Raw genomic sequence first — 17,609 nt, 5'->3', positions numbered from 1 at the left:
CGCTCAACGTAGCCCGGCCGCCTGTCGCGATAGCCGATGGTCAACATGCACGTGTTGATCGTTAACACCAAGTGCTGCAAGACCGTCGCGTTGTGCTGCGAGATCCTGTCCGGACGTTGACACGCGGGCGTAGCCGATGAGCATGAAGCGACTGTAGCGTTCAAACCCCCATCACCGGACAATTTTGCGGGACAGGCATACGCGAATCCGCAGGCCAGGCGCCACTAGACCTTCGTCGGCCGAGACGCGCTCGAGAAGGTGTCCCGGTGAACGACCGGCTGTCGGGCCACCTTCTGGTCTAGAGAACGGGAGAGGCATTCCCCTGACGAAGGAGCTCGTGAACATGTCTCCTGGTGGTGCCTCCGACAGCACGGGAAGGCGCCATGGCCTGGCTCGAACGACGTCGAGCGCCTCGCCGTCTGATCGGTCGCGGTCGCGGTCGGGGTGGCCGCGCGTCGGTCGTGTTCGACGCCGGACAGCTCACCAGCGGCACTCTGCGCCGGCGAGCGCCGCCCTCATCGGCGAGCGACGCCCTCATCGGCGAGCGACGCCGTGTCGGGCCGCCGACGAGGCTGCAGCCGCATCGAAGTCGACGATCCACCACGCCCGAAGTCACGCCTGCCGCCCGCGGCGACGCCGCACGCACCCGGAGGGCGCCAGAAGAAGACAGAGCGAGAAATGGCCCTTCCCGAAGGGAAGAGCCATTTCGATGCGGAGGATAGGGGATTCGAACCCCTGAGGGCTTGCACCCAACACGCTTTCCAAGCGTGCGCCATAGGCCACTAGGCGAATCCTCCAGGGCGGGCACACGGTGAACCGGCGCACGACCGAGACCAGCGTACCGGACTCCGCGGGGCCCGGCGGACGCCCCGTGTCGCTCCTGAGCTTGAGACTCCCTCATGGCTACCGTCGGGGGCATGACCGACGCGCACCGCCCCTCCTCGGAGCACCTCGACGCCGCCGCCCTGCCGCCGCGCGCCCGCACCGTCGTCGCCGCCCTCCGTGCCGCCGGAGCCGAGGGCGAGGTCCGCGAGTTCGACGAGTCCACCCACACCGCTGCCCAGGCCGCCGCCGCCCTCGGCTGCGAGGTGGGCGCCATCGCCAGCAGCCTGGTGTTCCGCACCGGCGACGAGGCCCTCCTCGTGCTCACCAGCGGCGCCCACCGCGTCGACACCGACCTCGTGGCGTCGACGCTCGGCCGCGGCCCGATCATGCGGGCGAACGCCGACCAGGTGAAGCGCGCCACCGGCCAGGTGATCGGCGGCGTCGCCCCGGTCGGCCACCCCAGCCCGGTGCGGACCCTCGTCGACACCGCACTGCAGGCACACGACGTGCTCTGGGCGAGCGCCGGCACGGCCAACACGGTCTTCGCCACGACGTTCGACGAACTCGTACGCGTGACCGGTGGCACCCCGGTGCGCGTGGCCACCGACGACCTCTGAGACCGACCTCCGCGGTCGTCGACGCCGGCGGCCACCCGTAGCATCGACGCATGCCGCCCCTCACGTCCGCCCGCGTCGACGCCTGGCTCTGGGCCGTCCGGCTCTACAAGACCCGCTCGGCCGCCAACGCCGCCTGCCGCGCCGGTCACGTGCGGGTCAACGGCGAGCGCGTGAAAGCCGCCCAGGCCGTCCGGCCCGGCGACGAGGTCCGAGCACGCATCGCGGGCTTCGAGCGCATCGTCGTCGTCAAGACCTGCCTCGTGAAACGCGTCGGCGCACCGGCCGCGGCCGAGGCCCTGACCGACCTCACTCCCCCGCCACCGCCGCGTGAAGAGGTCGCCGCCGTGCCGGTCCGCGACCGCGGCGCCGGCCGGCCGACCAAGCGCGATCGCCGCGAGATCGAGCGCCTCCGCGACCGCGCCGAGAGCTGACACCTGCTCGACTCCCCAGATCGTGGGCTCCCCGCACTGGGGTGGACCGATCCGGTATCTGTGCGAACGCATCGTCTACGCTGAGGGCACGGCGCTGCCCCGACAGCAGCAGCCTCGGGTCGGGGGACTCGGGGTCACGCCGAACCCTGGGGGACGACATGAGCACGACCGACGCGGCGATGCCCACCGAGCGTGGCACCGTCACCGTGCGGCCGCGGCGAGAACTCGCCCGGGGCGCCACGCTCACCGGCGTCTTCAGCCTGTCCCCCGTGCTGATCGCGGTGCTCTGGCTGACCCTTCCGACCGGCCATCAGGGCGGCGTGCTGGCCGTCACCGGCGGCGTCGTGGTCATGGGACTGCTCATGTACTGGCGCTACCGCCTGTCGTACGCGGCCGTCACCCGCACCGAGTTCGTCAAGCGCGGCTGGTTGCCCGGCTTCGTGCGGTTGCGGCGCGACGAGATCGACTCGCTCGTGCTCGTCCGCACCTACCGTGACCACTCGACCGAGACCGCCGCGCAGCTGCTCGCCCTCGACGACGAGGGACGCCGCCTGTTCCGCATGCGGGGCACCTACTGGTCCGAGGCGTCGGTGGACGCCGTCGTCGACGCGCTCGGCATCCCGACGACCGTCCTGCCCCGCCCGCTGACTCGCCGCGAGTTCTTCGCGGCCTACCCCGACAGCCCCTACTGGTACGAGAGCCGCCCGTGGATCGGCACCACCGTCGCGGGAAGCCTGTTCGCGCTGGCGACCGGCACCCTCGTGCTGCTCTTCCAGGCCTTCGGCAGCGGCGCCTGACCCCGTCCGCCGGATGCGGGCCGGGCCGGGCCGGCTCGGGGATCAGCGCCGGCGCAGCGTGCCGAAGATGCCCTTGACGACCTCGCGCACGACCGCCTTGCCGGCGCTCGATCCGAGGACCTCGCCGAGCAACCCCCCGGTCGACCCGGCCCGCGACGAGCGGGACCCCGAGGAGGCGCGGGTCGTCGCCCCACGCCCGGCACGGGCCTTCGCGGCCGCCCGCTCGGCCCGCTCGAACTCCTTCTGCTGACGTTCGTACTCGGCCTGGGCGGCCTTCCGCTCGCGTTCGGCGGCGGTGACCGCCTTCGCGTCCGCCCTCTCGCGGGCCGCGGCCTCCTTCAGCTGGGCGTCGATCGTGGCCTGACGAGCCGCGGCGTCGGTCCGCTCGCGCTGGTCGAGCGCAGCGGCCTCGAGCTTGCGGGCCAGGATCTCGCGGGCCGAGTCCCGGTCGATCGACGCCCCGTAGGCGGCGATCAGGGGTGACGCCGCGACGGCGGCCGTCATGACGTCGGCGGGCGTCGGCGACATCGAGCCGCGCGGGGCGCGGAGGCGCGTCCACGCGACCGGGCTGGGAGCCCCCTTCTCGTTCATGACCGTGACCACCGCCTCCCCGGTGGCCAGGGTGGTGAGCACCTCGGCGAGGTCGTAGTCGCTCGTCGGGTACGTCGACACCGTCGCCCGGAGGGCCTTCGCGTCGTCGGGCGTGAAGGCGCGCAGCTGGTGCTGGACACGCGAGCCGAGCTGGGCGAGCACCTCGCCGGGGACGTCCTTGGGGGTCTGCGTCACGAAGACGATGCCGACGCCCTTCGACCGGATGAGCCGCACGGTCTGCGTGATCTGGGCCAGGAACTCCTTCGACGCGTCCTCGAACAGCAGGTGCGCCTCGTCGAAGAAGAAGACGAGCTTCGGCTTGTCGAGGTCGCCCACCTCCGGCAGGTCGTTGTAGAGGTCGGCGAGCAGCCACATCAGGAAGGTCGAGAACAGCGCCGGCTGGTCGTGCACCCCGGGCACCTCGAGCAGGCTCACGACGCCGCGACCGTCGTCGGCCGTGCGGAGGAACTCGGCCGTGTCGATCTCGGGCTCGCCGAAGAACGCATCGGCCCCGCGGTCGGCGAAGGTGATCAGCTCGCGCAGGATGACCCCGACGGTCTGCTTGCTCAGCCCGCCGAGACCCTCGAGCTCGCCCTTGCCCTCGTCGCTGGTCAACCAGGTCAGCACGGCCCGCAGGTCGGCGAGGTCGAGCAGCGGCAGACCGGCCTGCTCGGCGTAGTGGAACACCAGGCCGAGGCTGCTCTCCTGCGTGTCGTTGAGGCCGAGAACCTTGCTGAGCAGCAGCGACCCGAAACCGCTGACCGTGGCGCGGACCGGCACGCCGGTGCCCTTGCCGCCCAGGGCGAAGTACTCCGTCGGTGCGGCCTGCGGCGACCAGTCCTGGCCGATCCCCCGCGTGCGGGCGAGCAGCTTCTCGCTCGCTTCGCCCGGCGTCGCGATGCCCGAGAGGTCGCCCTTGACGTCGGCCGCGAACACCGGGACCCCGGCCGCCGAGAGCTGCTCGGCGAGCACCTGCAGGGTCTTGGTCTTGCCCGTACCGGTCGCCCCGGCCACGAGGCCGTGACGGTTGAGCATCGCCAAGGGGATGCGCACGGGCACGTCGACCCGCGCCTCGCCGTTCACGAGGGCGCCGAGCTCGAGGGCGGGACCGTCGAAGCCGTAACCCGCTCGGATCACGTCGACCGCCGCCTCGTCGAGCGGCCCACCGGGCGGGGTCGGGAGACCCTCGACCGGGGTGCCCGCGACCGGCTCGGGTTCGGTGAGCCCGGCATCGGCCGCGGCGTCGGCCACGTCCGCCTCCGCGGCGGCCTGCTCGGCGTCCGCCTGCCCGGCCCCGGCCTGCTCGGCCCCGGCCTGCTCGGCCCCGGCCTGCTCGGCCTCCGCCTGCTCGGCCCCTGCCTGCTCGGCCTCCGGCTGCTCGGCCCCGGACGCAGCCGCCTCGGTCGCGAGCCGCTCTGCCCGCGCGAGTGCCGCCTCCGCGTCCTGCTTCGCCTTCTCGGCGGCGGCGACCGCAGCCGCGGCCTCCGCCCTGGCCTGCTCGAGCGCGTCCGTCATGCGGCCAGCCTAGGCATCCTGAGCGCCGCGGTCCGGGCGAGTTCGGCGACTTTGGGCGGTGCCGCGCGCCCGTCTCGCCGGGACTCGCCCGTGATCGACCGCTCGACCGGCAGCGTCAGGCGGGACGACCCTGCCAGATCCAACCGCGACCGCGCACGCGCTCCTGCTCGTCGAGCAGCCGGTGCGCGACCGGGGCCCAGAGCACCACCGCGACCCCGGCGCCGATGAGCAGTCCGCCGATCGTGTCGGTCAGCCAGTGCGCCCCGAGGTACGTGCGGCTGAGCAGCATCAGCACCGTGTAGACGACACCGGCGACCCACACCCAGACGCGTCGCAGGATCACCCCGAGCACGACGGCCAGCGTCGCGGCGTTGGACGTGTGCCCCGATGGGAACGAGCCGTAGTCGCTCACGACGAGGATGTCCTCGGGGCGGGCCCGGCCGAAGGTGTGCTTGACGACCTGGACGACCCCGGCGCTGACCGCGCAGGCGGCGATCCAGTAGAGCGCGGCCCACGGGCGACGGCGCAACAGGAACACCGCGGTGACGCCCAGCGGCACGACGAAGACGCCGACCACCCCGGCGCCGATCGAGTTGAAGATCAACGAGGGGACGTCCCAGAACGGGCTGCGGTGCTCGACCAGTTCGCCCATGAAGCGCTCGTCGACGCCGATGACGCCCGCCCGGGCCGTGATCACGACGCCCAGCAGCAGCACGACGCCGATGGCGCCGAGCGCACTGAACACCCACCACCGTCGCTGCACACGGCGGGCCACCCGTTCTTCGGACGGGGAGGCGGGCTTCGGGGCGAGCGGGTCGGTGCGCATCCCCAGACGGTACCGGGAGGCGCGGGTCGGCGACCGACGACCGCGACGCGCAGGTCGGCGACCGACGACCGCGACGCGCGGGTCGGCGACCGACGAGCAGGAGGCGCGGGTCAGCGACCGAGCGCCGGCACCGTCCGCGGGCGCACCAGCAGCCAGAGGCTCGCGATGGCCACGCACGAGGTGGCGACCATGACGCTGCCCATCGGGACGGCCGAGCCGATGCCGAGGAACCCGACCACCGGCGAGATGAGTCCCGCCAGGCCGAAGTTCAGCGCGCCGAGCAGCGAGGCCGCCGTGCCCGCCTCTTTCCCGTGGTTGGCGAGGCCCAGCACCTGGACCTGCGGGAACGAGAACCCGCACGCCGCGATGAAGAACCACAACGGCACGAGGATGCCCACGAGGCCCGCACCGAGCGAGTCGAGCACGACGATCGCCGCGGCCGCGAGCAGCAGCACGATCGTCGAGCAGGCCAGTATCCACTGCGGCCCGAACCGGCGCGCCAGCCGCGAGCTGATCTGGACGCCGGCGACGATCCCGAGCGAGTTGATCGCGAACAGGTAGCCGTACTGCTGGGCGTTCAACCCGTACACCTCTTGGAAGAGGAACGACGACGCCGAGAGGTACGAGAACAGGCCCGAGAAGACCATCGCCCCGATCAGGGCGACGCCGACGAATATCCGGTCGCTGAAGAGCACCTTGTAGCGCTGCCCGAGGGTCGTGTGCCCGGCCTCGTGCCGGCGCGCGGGCGGCAGGGTCTCGACGATCAGGAAGATCGCGGCGATGATCACGAACGCGCCGTAGGCCACCAGGAACACGAAGATGCCACGCCAGCTGGTGAAGGCCAGCAGCTGCGAGCCGATCACGGGCGCGACGATGGGGGCGAGCCCGTTCACCAGGGCGAGGCGCGACAGCATGCGCACGAGCGGCAGCCCACCGAACAGGTCGCGCACGGTCGCCATCGCGACGACGCCACCGGCGGCGGCCCCCATGCCCTGCAGCACCCGGAACACCGCGAGCAGCTCGATGGTCGGCGCGCTGGCGGCACCGATGCTGGCGAGGATGTGCACGGCGGTCGCCACGATCAACGGCGTGCGGCGTCCGACCTTGTCGCTCCACGGGCCGACCAGCAACTGCCCGACGCCGAACCCGATGGTCGTCGCCGTCAGGGTCAGCTGGATGACCCCGCTGTCGACCGAGAAGTCGCGGCTGAGCTGGGGAAAGGCCGGCAGGTAGAGGTCGATCGTGAACGGCCCGAGCGCGGTGAGCGCGCCGAGCACGACGACGTAGACGAGCCGCTGGCGGCGGGTCAGGGAGTCACCCGGGTGGACGACGGTGGTCACGAGGCAGGTCCTGTCTGAGGGGTGGTCACGGTGGGGTGGTCACGGTCGACGCCCACGAGGAGGCGCGACCCCGACGAGAGGGACGGCTCGCGGATCGAATCGATGCGACCGCGCCGACGCGCACGACCACGACATGGTTCGAGGGGGGTGGGAGGACGGCGCCGGTGCACGACACCCGTCGCTTCCCAGCCTATCCCGGTCGCGCATCGGGGCGACAGCCCCCCGCGCCTTGCCGGCGCGGCACCCCGGCCCGGTCTAGGCTCGACCGAGCCCGGGACGCGATGGTCCCGTGCGGGCACTCGAGGAGGAACGTCCATGGTCGACGCGCGCATCGTCCAGACCACCAAGGCGCTGCACACCGCGATCGTCGAGCTCGCCTCGACCCGCGCCGTGTCGAGCATCTCCGTCGCCGACGTCACCCGGGCCGCGGGCATCAACCGCGCCACGTTCTACAGTCATGCGACCTCGCCCGGCAGCTTGCTCACCGCGGTCCTCACCCCCGAGCTCGACGCGATCCGCGACGAGGACCACGCGCTGCGCCTCGAGGGCCGGGCGGACGGCTCCGATGCGACGCGTCGCGCGATGGAGAAGGTCGTCGACCACGTCGTGCGCTACCGCGAGATCTACCGCCTCGCCCTGCCCGACCCGCTCGACGCCTCGATCCACCAGGCGCTGGCCCGCCACTTCGAGGAGTCCAGCGTGCAGCACCTCGGCACCCTGCCCGCCGGCAGCCTGCCCGAGGGGCTCGCGGTGCACATCGCCGCCGGTCATCTGGCACACGGGCTCGTGGGCGCCGTCGAGGCCTGGCTCGGCGGCAAGCGCACGAGCCGGCGCGCCCTGCTCGACACCATGAACCTCATGCTGCCCACCTGGTGGGGCTGACCCGACGCGGTCCCGGCTGCGCCGAGCCGGTCGGACGCCGAGACGCCTAGGAGGCGCGCAGCAGCCCCGGCCCCACGCGCAGCACTCCGTCGGTGAGCGGTTCACACCGGACTCCCCCGCGCCCTCGCAGGGCGCGGAAGGCCCCCGCGCCGAAGACGGCGTCCATCCAGGCGCACGGGTTCGCCGCACGGTTCGCCCGGAACGACACCGGGCCGTCGCCCGTGTCGAGGTCGAACTCGTGCCCCACGAGGGCATCGACGTCGACGCCCCGGACGACCACGTTGCGCCGCGTCAGGGCGGCGTCGAGCACCGTGCCCCCGGGCAGGCCGAGCTCGCTGGCCACGTGCTCCAGTTGCTCGGCCGCGAAGAGCGTGACCGAGGCCCCGCGGTGCGCCGGGGCGTTGAAGTAACGATCGCCCACGATGCCGAGGTGGGCGCGCACGGTGACGGCGTCGTGCGACTCGGGCCCCGTGGTCGGGGCCGGGGCCGGGCCGTCGGCGGGGCGGCCGACGTAGCGGGACCGGGGCGACGCGAGCAGCAGCTCGACCGTGACCGGCGTCGCGGACGCGGCCCGCGCCTCCTGCGCTCGTCGATCGGTGTCCACGGACGCACGATACCGCCCACCGACGACGACGGCCGGGCACCCCGCGCGGGGTGCCCGGCCGGTGCCGGTGCTGCCGGACGGCAGCGAGGGTGTTACTTGGTGAGCGGCTCGAGCGTCGTGTCGTTGGCGTACGCCTCGGCGGCGTTCTCCTTGGTCACGATCTGCGGGGGCAGCAGGTAGGCCGGGACGACCTTGCTGCCGTTGTCGTACGACTTGTCGTCGTTCGTCTCGGCCTTGTCGCCCTTGCTGAGCGAGCTGACCATCGCGACGGCCTGCTTCACGAGGTTGCGGGTGTCCTTGTTGATGGTGGAGTACTGCTCGCCGGCCATGATCGACTTGACCGACTCGACCTCGGAGTCCTGACCGGTGACGACCGGGATGTCCTTGCCGGCCTGCTTCACCGAGGTGATGATGGCGCGGGCCAGGGTGTCGTTCGGGCTCAGGACGCCGTCGAGCTCGGTGGAGCCGTAGGTGCTGGTGAGCAGCGAGTCCATGCGGCGCTGGGCGTTCTCGGGCTTCCAGCCGTCGGTCGCCGTCTGCTTGATGTCGGTCTGACCCGAGGCGACGACGAGGGTGCCGTCGTCGATCTTCGGCTGCAGGACGCTCATCGCGCCGTCGAAGAAGACCTTCGAGTTGGCGTCGTCGGACGAGCCGGAGAACAGCTCGATGTTGTACGGGCCCTCGGCCTTCTTGGCGGCCATGCCGTCGAGCAGGGCCTGACCCTGGAGCTCGCCGACCTTGAAGTTGTCGTACGCGACGTAGTAGTCGACGTCCTCGGTGTTGAGGATCAGGCGGTCGTAGGCGATGACCACGGCGCCGGCGTCGTGGGCGGCCTTGACCTGGGTGCCGAGCTGGCCACCGTCGGCGGCACCGATGATGATGACCTTGGCGCCCTTGGTGACCATGGACTGGATCTCGTCCTGCTGGTTCGCGACGGTGCCGCTGGCGGCCGCGTACTGCACGTCGGGCTTGAAGCCGGCGTCGGTGAGGTCCTTGGTGAACAGGTCACCGGCGAGGACCCAGTTCTCGCTCGTCTTGGCGGGCAGGGCCACGCCGATGGTCGAACCGGACTCGAAGCCCGAGGCCGCGTCGCCCGAACCCGCGTCGGTGCGGGCCGAGTTCGAGCAGCCGCTCAGGATCAGCGTCGTTGCTGCGGCGACCGCGAAGGTCGTCAGCGCGAGTTTGCGCATGCTGTGTCTACTTTCTCGTTGTGAGGGTGGTGCCGTGTGGTCGCCCGCGGTGCGGACTCCCGGTGGAGGCGCGCCCGGCCGTCGATGGACGGGCGCGCGGGTGGTGGGTCTAGTTGGGCGTGGTGGCCTTGGGACGCTGCACGTCCGAGATGTCGCCGTTCGGGGTGAGGGCGGGCTCGGTCGTCTCGGCGTCACGGCCGACACCGCTCTGGGCGCCCGGCGTCAGGTCGGAGGCGGCGATGCCGTTCTTGTCGCGGCGCAGGCCCCGGGTGAGGAAGCCGGTGATGGACGGACGGCCCTGGCTCTTGTTGTAGACGTCGACGGCGACGGCGATCAGCAGCACGAGGCCCTTGATCATCTGCACCTTGTCGGAGCCGACGCCCATGAGCTGCAGGCCGTTGTTCAGCACGGCGATGACGAAACCACCGACGATCGAACCGGTCACGGTGCCGATGCCGCCGGCGACGGCCGCGCCACCGATGAAGACCGAGGCGATGGCGTCGAGCTCCCAGTTGAGGCCGTCCTGCGGGCCGGAGGCACCGGCACGGGCGACGTAGATCATGCCGGCCAGGGCCGCGAGCACGGACATGTTCATCATGACGAAGAAGTTGATGCGCTTCGCCTTGACGCCCGAGAGCTCGGCGGCGTGCGAGTTGCCACCGACCGCGTAGATGTGGCGACCGAAGATCGTGTTCTGCGTCACGAAGCCGTAGACCAGGACGAGCACGCCGAGGATGATGCCCGAGATCGGGAAGGACGTGCCGACGCGACCCCCGGCGAACAGCGTGGCCGCGTAGGCGATGATCGCGACCAGCACGACGAGCTTGACGGCGCTGACCCAGAGGGGCGCCCGCTCGGAGCCCATCTTCTGCTGGATGCGGCGCAGGCGGAACTCGTTGTAGACCACGGCGACGATGATGACGAGGCCGAGCAACAGGGTGGCGTTGTTGTAGCCGGTGTTCGGACCGAACTCGGGCAGGTAACCGGCACCGATGACGGTGAAGCCCTCGGGCACGGGGATGGTGTCGGCGTTGCCCACGAACTGGTTGGCACCGCGGAAGAGCAGCATGCCGGCCAGCGTCACGATGAAGGCGGGGACGCCGACGTAGGCGACCCAGAAGCCCTGCCAGGCGCCGATGACGACACCGACGACGAGGCCGAGCAGGATCGCGGCCCCCCAGGGCAGGCCCCAGCTGTCCATCGCCTTGGCGACGACGATGCCGCTGAAGGCGGCGACCGAACCGACCGAGAGGTCGATGTGGCCGGCCACGATGACCATGACCATGCCGATGGCGAGGATCAGGATGTACGAGTACTGGCTGACCAGGGCGATGAGGTTCGTGGGCTGCAGGGTGAGCCCGTCGGTCAGCACCTGGAAGATCAGGATGGCCACGACGAGCGTCGCGATCATGCCGAACTGGCGCGCGTTCGACGTGTTGCCGCCGAACACCTTCTTCAGGTCTTTGATGCCACTCATGCGGCTTGCTCCTTCTTCTTCGAGGTCATGGTTCGCATGAGCGTCTCGGCGTCGGCCTCGGAGGCCTCGATCTCGTTCGTGACGGTGCCCTCGAAGATCGTGTAGATGCGATCGGAGAGCCCCAGCAGCTCGGGCAGCTCGGACGAGATGACGATCACGCCTTTGCCCTGCGCCGCGAGCTGGTTGATGATGTTGTAGATCTCGAACTTGGCGCCCACGTCGATGCCTCGCGTGGGCTCGTCGAGGATGAGCAGGTCGGGGTCGGTGAACATCCACTTCGCCAGGACGACCTTCTGCTGGTTGCCGCCCGACAGCTTGGCGACGCCCTCGTCGACCGTGGGGGTCTTGACGCGCAGGCTCTTGCGGTAGTCCTCGGCGATCGAGTGCTCTTCGTACGTGTTGACCACGGACGCCTTCGAGATCTTGGTCAGCTTGGCCGCGACCGTCGAGCGCTTGATGTCGTCGAGCAGGTTGAGCCCGAGCACCTTGCGGTCTTCGGACACGTAGGCGAGGCCGTTGTCGATCGCGTCCGAGACGTTCTTGATCTCGATCTTCTTGCCGTCCTTGACGATCTCGCCCGAGACGAACTGACCGTACGAGCGACCGAAGATGCTCATCGCGAGCTCGGTGCGACCGGCGCCCATCAGGCCGGCCAGGCCGACGATCTCGCCCTTGCGGACGGTGATGTTGGAGCCCTTGCAGACGAAGCGTTCGGCGGTCTGCGGGTGGCGCACCCACCAGTCCTTCACCTCGAAGAAGACCTCGCCGATCTTCGGCGTGCGGTCGGGGAACCGGCTGGCCAGGTTGCGGCCGACCATGCCGCGGATGATGCGGTCCTCGTTGACGCCGTCCTCTTTCACGTCGAGCGTCTCGATGGTCTTGCCGTCACGGATGATCGTGATCGAGTCGGCGATGGCCTCGATCTCGTTGAGCTTGTGGCTGATCATGATCGACGAGATGCCACGACCCTTGAGGCCGCGGATCAGGTCGAGCAGGTGCTGCGAGTCGGCCTCGTTCAGGGCGGCGGTCGGCTCGTCGAGGATCAGCAGCTTGACGTTCTTGTTCAGCGCCTTGGCGATCTCGACGAGCTGCTGCTTGCCGACGCCGAGGTTCTTGATGGCGGTGTCGGGGTCGTCCTTGAGGCCCACGCGGGCGAGCAGGTCGATCGCCTTCGTCTTGGCCGCGCGCCAGTCGATGGCCCCGAAGCGGGTCGGCTCGTTGCCGAGGAAGATGTTCTCGGTGATCGAGAGCTCGGGGATCAGCGCCAGCTCTTGGTGGATGATCACGATGCCCTGCGACTCGCTCGAGCGGATGTCGCGGAAGCGCATCTCGGCGCCCTGGTAGACGATGTCGCCCGTGTAGGTGCCGAAGGGGTAGACGCCCGACAGGACCTTCATCAGCGTCGACTTGCCGGCGCCGTTCTCGCCGCAGATGGCGTGCACCTCACCGGCGCGGACCTGCATCGACACGTCGTCGAGCGCCTTGACGCCCGGGAACTCCTTCGTGATGGAGCGCATCTCGAGGATGACGGGAGAGTCAACGCCCATGCGGGGCACCCCCGGGGATGTGGCTGCTCGCGAGCTGCTCGCTCTGCGTCACGGCACTGGGCACGTCGTCCTCGACCTTCGACCTCGTCGTCGTCCGCCGGTGATGTGCACCGACGGGCTTCCTGTGATTCGTCGCCGCCGTGCCGGGCCGTTCGTCGAGCCTGGCGAAAGGGGCCGGACCCGCCGAATGTGACCGTTCACACTGCGACTGGAGCAAAGCTAATCCCGAGAGGGGGTGCTGTCAAATGCCGATGCCGATCCGTTATCGAACCCGGCCGGACCGACGCTCGCCGCGCCTCCTGACGGCCCGTCTCGCCGTGTGGCGCGGGGCCGGTCAGAGGAACCAGGGACGCGAGGTCGACCCGCGCACCACGAGTTCCGGGGGGATCAACGTGCGGTCGACGACCGTGCCGCCCTCGAGCTCGGCGACGACCAGCTCGACGGCGCGCCGACCGATCAGGGCGAAGTCCTGACGCACGGTCGTGAGCGGCGGCCAGAGGTGCGGCGCGGTCGGTGAGTCGTCGAAGCCCACGACGCTGACCTCGCGCGGCACGTCGACGTCGGCCTCGCGGAAGGCGTGCAGCAGCCCCACCGCCATCAGGTCGTTGGCCGAGAACACGGCGGTGAAGTCGCGGCGACGCAAGAGCTCTTGCCCGGCCGTGTAGCCGAAGTCGGCGGTCAGGTCGCCGAGGATCGGCGGCTCGATGGACAGCTCGGCCTCGCCCATCTCGAAGAGGAAGCCCTGCATGCGCTCGTCGGCCTCGATCCAGTCCTGCGGACCGGCGACGTGCACGATGTGCCGGTGGCCGAGGTCGATCAGGTGCCGGGTGGCGAGACGCGCCCCCTCGAACTGGTCGACCGAGAGGCTGTGCGCCCGGGCTCGCTGCGTCGAGTCGAGCGCGACGATGGGCACGTCGAGGTCGAGCTCGTCGATCACGTCGAAGAACTTGCGTTGCGGCGCGATGACGATGATGGCCTCGACCGCCTGGTTGGTCAGCAGCTGCAGGCTGGCGCGGACGTCGTCGGACGCCGTGGTCGTGCTGGCGATGCTCAACCGGTAGCCGGCTGTCCGGGCCTCTCCCTCGATGGCGTTGACGATCGTCTGCGGCCCGAAGTGGACGTTCTGCAGGGTGAGCACGCCGATGGCCTTCGACCGGCTGGTGACCAGGGCCCGAGCGGCCTGGTTCGGCCGGTAGCCGATCTCGTCGATGACGTCGAGCACCTTCTGCCGGGTGCTCGGCCGGATGCTCGGGCTGTCGTTGAGCACGCGCGAGACGGTCTGGTACGAGACCCCTGCGAGGGCGGCCACGTCGCGGATGTTGGGAGCACGCACCTTGTCGATGTCAGGCTTCACCGTCGCTCCATCGCTTCGTGACCGGGTGATGTGACCGTACACATCGTCGTCCGGAGACCATTATGCATTCCCCGGAGGCCGCCGACGTCCCGTCCGGGGGTCACCGACGCGTCATGACGAGCGACCGTCGGCGGAGCGCCGACGCGATCGGCGGGCAGGAGGCGCGGTCACCGACCCCGGGGCACCGCACGACCGCTGAGGGCGAGCGCGAGCACCGCCACGCCCGTGCCGACCGCGAAGCAGGCCACGAAGGCGATCGGGCTGGACGCCCCGCCGAGCAGCCCGAAGGCGGCCCCGGTCAGGGCCAGCGCGACGGCCGAGCCGGTGGAGTCGGCGATCGTCAGCGCCGAGCTGTTGAACCCGCGCTCGGAGTCGGTCGACAGGGCGAGGACGAGCACCGAGAAGCGCGGGTACATGAACCCCATGCCGAACCCGGCGACGGCCCAGGTCGCGATGAGGAAGACCGGTGGCAGGTGGAACAGGGGGGTCAACGCGGCGACGACGACGCCGAGCAGCACCAGGACGATGCCGATGCGGATGCCGTCGCGCTGGGCCACCCGGTCGCCGAGCCGTCCCTGCACCCAGCTGGCGAACGCCCAGCCGAGCGCCCCGAGGGTCAGGGTGACGCCCGAGGCCGAGGCGCTGAAGTCGTATTCGGCCGAGAGCATGTACGGGATGTAGACCTCGCTGCCGAGGAACGCCGCACCGACGAGACCGCGCAGCAACACGAGGGTCGGCAGCCCGGGGGCGGCCGTCAGGGTGCCTCGCGGCAGCAACGGTCGCAGGGCGACGGCGAGCACGACGACCGCCACGACGATGACGACGACGGTGAGCCATGTCGGTAACTCGGACACCAGGTTGAGGGCCAGCACGCCGAGGGCGGCGCCGACCGACCACGCGATGCGCCCGATGCTCCAGGCGACGCGCTGCCCGCCGTCGGCCACCTCGGGCGGGGGCACCCGACGAAGGCTCGGCAGGATCATGACGAAGGCGGGCACGGCCAGCACGAACGCCCCGAGGAAGACCCAGTGCCAGCCCACCGTCTCGGCCACGACGCCGGCGACGAGCGGCCCGACGAGCCCCGGCACGACCCAGGCCGCGGCGAAGCCCGCGAAGATCGACGGGTGCAGGCCCGGCGGGTAGAGCCGGGCGACCATGACGTAGAGGCCGACGATGACCGCGCCCGAGCCGACGCCCTGCACCAGGCGGCCGAGCAGGAGCACGACCATGTCGGGCGCGGTGCCGACGACGAGCAGCCCGACGGCGAACAGCAACATCGACGCGATGACGACGACCCGGGGCCCGCTGCGGTCGGCCCAGTTGCCGGCCACCACCATGCCGACCAGCCCCGAGGCGAGGGGCGCGGCGAAGCTGAGCGAGTAGAGCGCCTCGCCGTCGAGCTCGCGGCTGATGATCGGCATGATCGTCGTGACCGCGAGCGACTCGAACGCCGCGATGCCGATCAAGGCGCACATGCCCAGCGTGGCGAGCCGGTACCGACCGCTGAGCACGCCCTCGGGGCGGGTGCTCACGGCGGCGTCGGTCATGCGACGAGCCTAGGCCGAGCCGCCGACACGGCGCGACGGCGCAGGACCGGACGGGACGAGGAGGCGCGGTGCGGGACTCCCCCGCACCGCGCCTCCTCGGGTCGTCTCGCCCGGACGCCTAGCCGTCGAGGCGCGAGAGCGCCTGCGTGACGTCGCCGAGCAGGTCGTCGACGTCCTCGATGCCGACCGACAGGCGCACGATCGAGTCGGGCACCTCGAGCTCGGTGCCGCGCACCGAGGCATGGGTCATCTCGCTCGGGTAGCCGATCAGCGACTCGACGCCGCCGAGGGACTCGGCCAGCTGGAACAGCTCGGTCGACTCGGCGAACCTCCGGGCCGCCGCGGCACCGGCGGTCAACTGCACCGAGAGCATGCCGCCGAACGCCCGCATCTGCCGGGCGGCGAGCTCGTGCCCCGGGTGCGACTCGAGCCCCGGGTAGTAGACGCGCTCGACGGCCGGGTGCCCCTCGAGTGCGTGGGCGATCGCCAGCGCGTTCGACGAGTGGCGGTCGACGCGCACGCCGAGCGTCTTGATGCCGCGCACCGTGAGCCAGGCCTCCATGGGGGCCGACACGGCACCGACGCCGAACTGGACGAAGCCGACCTTCGCGGCGAGCTCGTCGTCGCGCACGACCGCGGCCCCGCCGACGACGTCCGAGTGACCGCCGATGTACTTCGTCGTCGAGTGCACGACCGCGTCGGCTCCGAGCGCCAGGGGCTGCTGCAGGTACGGCGACGCGAAGGTGTTGTCGACGACGACGACGGCTCCGGCCGCGTGCCCGATCTCGGCGAGCGCCGCGATGTCGCTGATCTTCATCAGCGGGTTGCTGGGCGTCTCGACCCAGAGCACGGCCGTCGGTGCGGCCTCGACGGCTGCGCGAACGGCATCGAGGTCGCTCATCTCGACCGTGTCGAGCGTGACTCCCCAGGGCACCCAGACCCGGTTGACGAGGCGGTGCGTGCCGCCGTACACGTCGTTGCCCATGACGATGCGCGTTCCCGGTGCCAGGACCGAGCGCAGCAGAGCGTCCTCGGCCGACAGCCCCGAGGCGAAGCTGAACGCGGCGGTGCCGCCCTCGAGGTCGGCGAGCAGGGTCTGCAGCGAGTCGCGCGTCGGGTTCGCCGACCGGGCGTACTCGTAGCCGCCGCGGAACCCGCCGATGCCGTCCTGCACGAAGGTGGACGACTGGTAGATCGGGGGGACGACGGCACCGGTGGTGGGGTCGAACTCCTGGCCGGCGTGGATCGCCCGGGTCGAGAAACCGTGGGTCATGGGGTGTCCTTTCGAGGGGGACGGGTGGAGCAGACGGTGGGGACGAGGAGGCGCGGGCCGGGTCACCGGATCACGGTGCCGACCCGGCCGCTCAGGAGGAGAGGAAGGAGAGGACGTCCTGGCGGGTGACGACGCCGACCGGGCGGCCGTCGTCGGTGACGAGCAGGGCGTCGACCGACTCGAGCGCGGACCGGGCCGCCGAGACGGGCTCGTTCACGCCGATCAACGGCAGCGGGTCGCCGAGGTACCCCGAGACGGCGTCGCCCATGGTCGCGCCACCGCGGAAGATCGCCTCAAGCAGCGCCTTCTCTTCGATGGCGCCGACGACCTCGCCGATGACGACCGGGGGCTCGGCCGAGAGCACGGGCATCTGCGAGACGCCGTAGGTCTTCATGATGCCGATCACGTCGTGGACGGTGTCGGACGGGTGCGCGTGCACGAGGTCGGGCAGCTGCCCCGTCTTCGACGCGATCAGGTCGCGGACCGACCGCTCGTCGTGGCTGACGCCGAAGCCGTACGAGCGCATCCACGCGTCGTTGAAGATCTTGCCGAGGTAGCCGCGCCCGCTGTCGGGCAGCAGGGCGACGACGACGGCGTCGGGGCCGAGCTCGCGGGCGACGTCGAGGGCGGCCGCGACGGCGAGGCCCGACGACCCCCCGACGAGCAGGCCCTCCTCGCGGGCGAGGCGTCGGGTCAGTTCGAACGAACGGGCGTCGTCCGCGGCGATGATGCGGTCGACGACCGAGGGGTCGTAGGCGGCCGGCCAGAAGTCCTCGCCGACGCCCTCGAGCAG

Annotated in this window: 16 protein-coding genes and 1 tRNA gene; 4 read left to right on the top strand and 13 right to left on the bottom strand. The window is 71.0% G+C overall.

Features of this window, described 5'->3' with window-relative positions; genetic code table 11:
• Nucleotides 1-3: 3 nt before the first annotated feature.
• Nucleotides 4-144 carry a recombinase family protein gene (locus BIV04_RS16725; RefSeq protein ID WP_143048583.1) on the bottom strand — a complete coding sequence of 47 codons (141 nt, stop codon included), beginning with the start codon at nt 142-144 and terminating at the stop codon, nt 4-6.
• Between the two features lie 568 nt (nt 145-712).
• Nucleotides 713-797 (bottom strand) — tRNA-Ser (locus BIV04_RS06585).
• Between the two features lie 120 nt (nt 798-917).
• Here BIV04_RS06585 and BIV04_RS06580 point away from each other — a divergent pair.
• The 3 genes from BIV04_RS06580 (at nt 918) to BIV04_RS06570 (ending at nt 2,670) form a co-directional block, all read left to right on the top strand.
• Nucleotides 918-1,442, top strand: coding sequence for a YbaK/EbsC family protein (locus BIV04_RS06580; protein WP_071255254.1), 525 nt, complete (start codon nt 918-920; stop codon nt 1,440-1,442).
• A gap of 50 nt (nt 1,443-1,492) precedes the next feature.
• Entirely contained in the window at nt 1,493-1,873 is a 381-nt protein-coding gene (locus BIV04_RS06575) for an RNA-binding S4 domain-containing protein (RefSeq protein ID WP_043592898.1), read from the top strand.
• A gap of 158 nt (nt 1,874-2,031) precedes the next feature.
• A complete protein-coding gene (locus BIV04_RS06570) occupies nt 2,032-2,670 on the top strand; it encodes a hypothetical protein (RefSeq protein ID WP_071255252.1) in 639 nt (212 codons plus the stop codon).
• A gap of 42 nt (nt 2,671-2,712) precedes the next feature.
• Here BIV04_RS06570 and BIV04_RS06565 read toward each other — a convergent pair whose 3' ends face one another.
• The 3 genes from BIV04_RS06565 to BIV04_RS06555 all read right to left on the bottom strand — a co-directional run bounded on the left by BIV04_RS06565 (nt 2,713) and on the right by BIV04_RS06555 (nt 6,942).
• The gene (locus BIV04_RS06565; protein ID WP_071255251.1) at nt 2,713-4,776 is read right to left on the bottom strand and encodes a helicase HerA-like domain-containing protein; all 2,064 of its coding nucleotides are present in this window, start codon (nt 4,774-4,776) and stop codon (nt 2,713-2,715) included.
• Between the two features lie 115 nt (nt 4,777-4,891).
• Entirely contained in the window at nt 4,892-5,602 is a 711-nt protein-coding gene (locus BIV04_RS06560; RefSeq protein ID WP_071255249.1) for a phosphatase PAP2 family protein, read from the bottom strand.
• 110 nt (nt 5,603-5,712) lie between these two features.
• On the bottom strand, nt 5,713-6,942 hold the full coding sequence (locus BIV04_RS06555) for a multidrug effflux MFS transporter (protein ID WP_071255248.1): 1,230 nt from the start codon (nt 6,940-6,942) through the stop codon (nt 5,713-5,715).
• Nucleotides 6,943-7,257: 315 nt separating this feature from the next.
• On the opposite strand from BIV04_RS06555, the gene BIV04_RS06550 reads away from it, so the two are divergent.
• Complete coding sequence (locus BIV04_RS06550; protein ID WP_071255247.1) at nt 7,258-7,824, top strand: TetR/AcrR family transcriptional regulator; 567 nt, start codon at nt 7,258-7,260, stop codon at nt 7,822-7,824.
• 46 nt (nt 7,825-7,870) lie between these two features.
• Here BIV04_RS06550 and BIV04_RS06545 read toward each other — a convergent pair whose 3' ends face one another.
• From BIV04_RS06545 to BIV04_RS06510, 8 genes are all read right to left on the bottom strand, one after another.
• A complete protein-coding gene (locus BIV04_RS06545) occupies nt 7,871-8,428 on the bottom strand; it encodes an MOSC domain-containing protein (protein WP_071255245.1) in 558 nt (185 codons plus the stop codon).
• A gap of 92 nt (nt 8,429-8,520) precedes the next feature.
• A complete protein-coding gene (locus BIV04_RS06540) occupies nt 8,521-9,618 on the bottom strand; it encodes a sugar-binding protein (protein ID WP_055971380.1) in 1,098 nt (365 codons plus the stop codon).
• A 109-nt stretch (nt 9,619-9,727) separates the two neighbouring features.
• Nucleotides 9,728-11,095: a multiple monosaccharide ABC transporter permease gene (mmsB, locus tag BIV04_RS06535; RefSeq protein ID WP_071255244.1), complete on the bottom strand. Its 1,368-nt coding sequence runs from the start codon at nt 11,093-11,095 to the stop codon at nt 9,728-9,730.
• Complete coding sequence (gene mmsA, locus BIV04_RS06530; RefSeq protein ID WP_071255242.1) at nt 11,092-12,642, bottom strand: multiple monosaccharide ABC transporter ATP-binding protein; 1,551 nt, start codon at nt 12,640-12,642, stop codon at nt 11,092-11,094. The genes mmsB and mmsA overlap by 4 nt, the downstream gene beginning before the upstream one ends.
• A 334-nt stretch (nt 12,643-12,976) precedes the next feature.
• Nucleotides 12,977-13,996, bottom strand: a complete 1,020-nt coding sequence (locus BIV04_RS06525; protein ID WP_235477471.1) for a LacI family DNA-binding transcriptional regulator — start codon at nt 13,994-13,996, stop codon at nt 12,977-12,979.
• A gap of 167 nt (nt 13,997-14,163) precedes the next feature.
• Entirely contained in the window at nt 14,164-15,543 is a 1,380-nt protein-coding gene (locus BIV04_RS06520; protein WP_071255241.1) for an MFS transporter, read from the bottom strand.
• A gap of 118 nt (nt 15,544-15,661) precedes the next feature.
• Entirely contained in the window at nt 15,662-16,816 is a 1,155-nt protein-coding gene (locus tag BIV04_RS06515; RefSeq protein ID WP_071255240.1) for a cystathionine gamma-synthase, read from the bottom strand.
• Nucleotides 16,817-16,907: 91 nt separating this feature from the next.
• On the bottom strand, nt 16,908-17,609 hold a 702-nt coding region (locus BIV04_RS06510; RefSeq protein ID WP_143048588.1), incomplete at its 5' end, for a pyridoxal-phosphate dependent enzyme.

Source organism: Frigoribacterium sp. MCBA15_019 (assembly GCF_001864945.1).
GTDB lineage: Bacteria > Actinomycetota > Actinomycetes > Actinomycetales > Microbacteriaceae > Frigoribacterium.
Note: the sequence above shows the minus strand (reverse complement) of the source record. Positions and strands in the feature narration are given on the sequence as shown.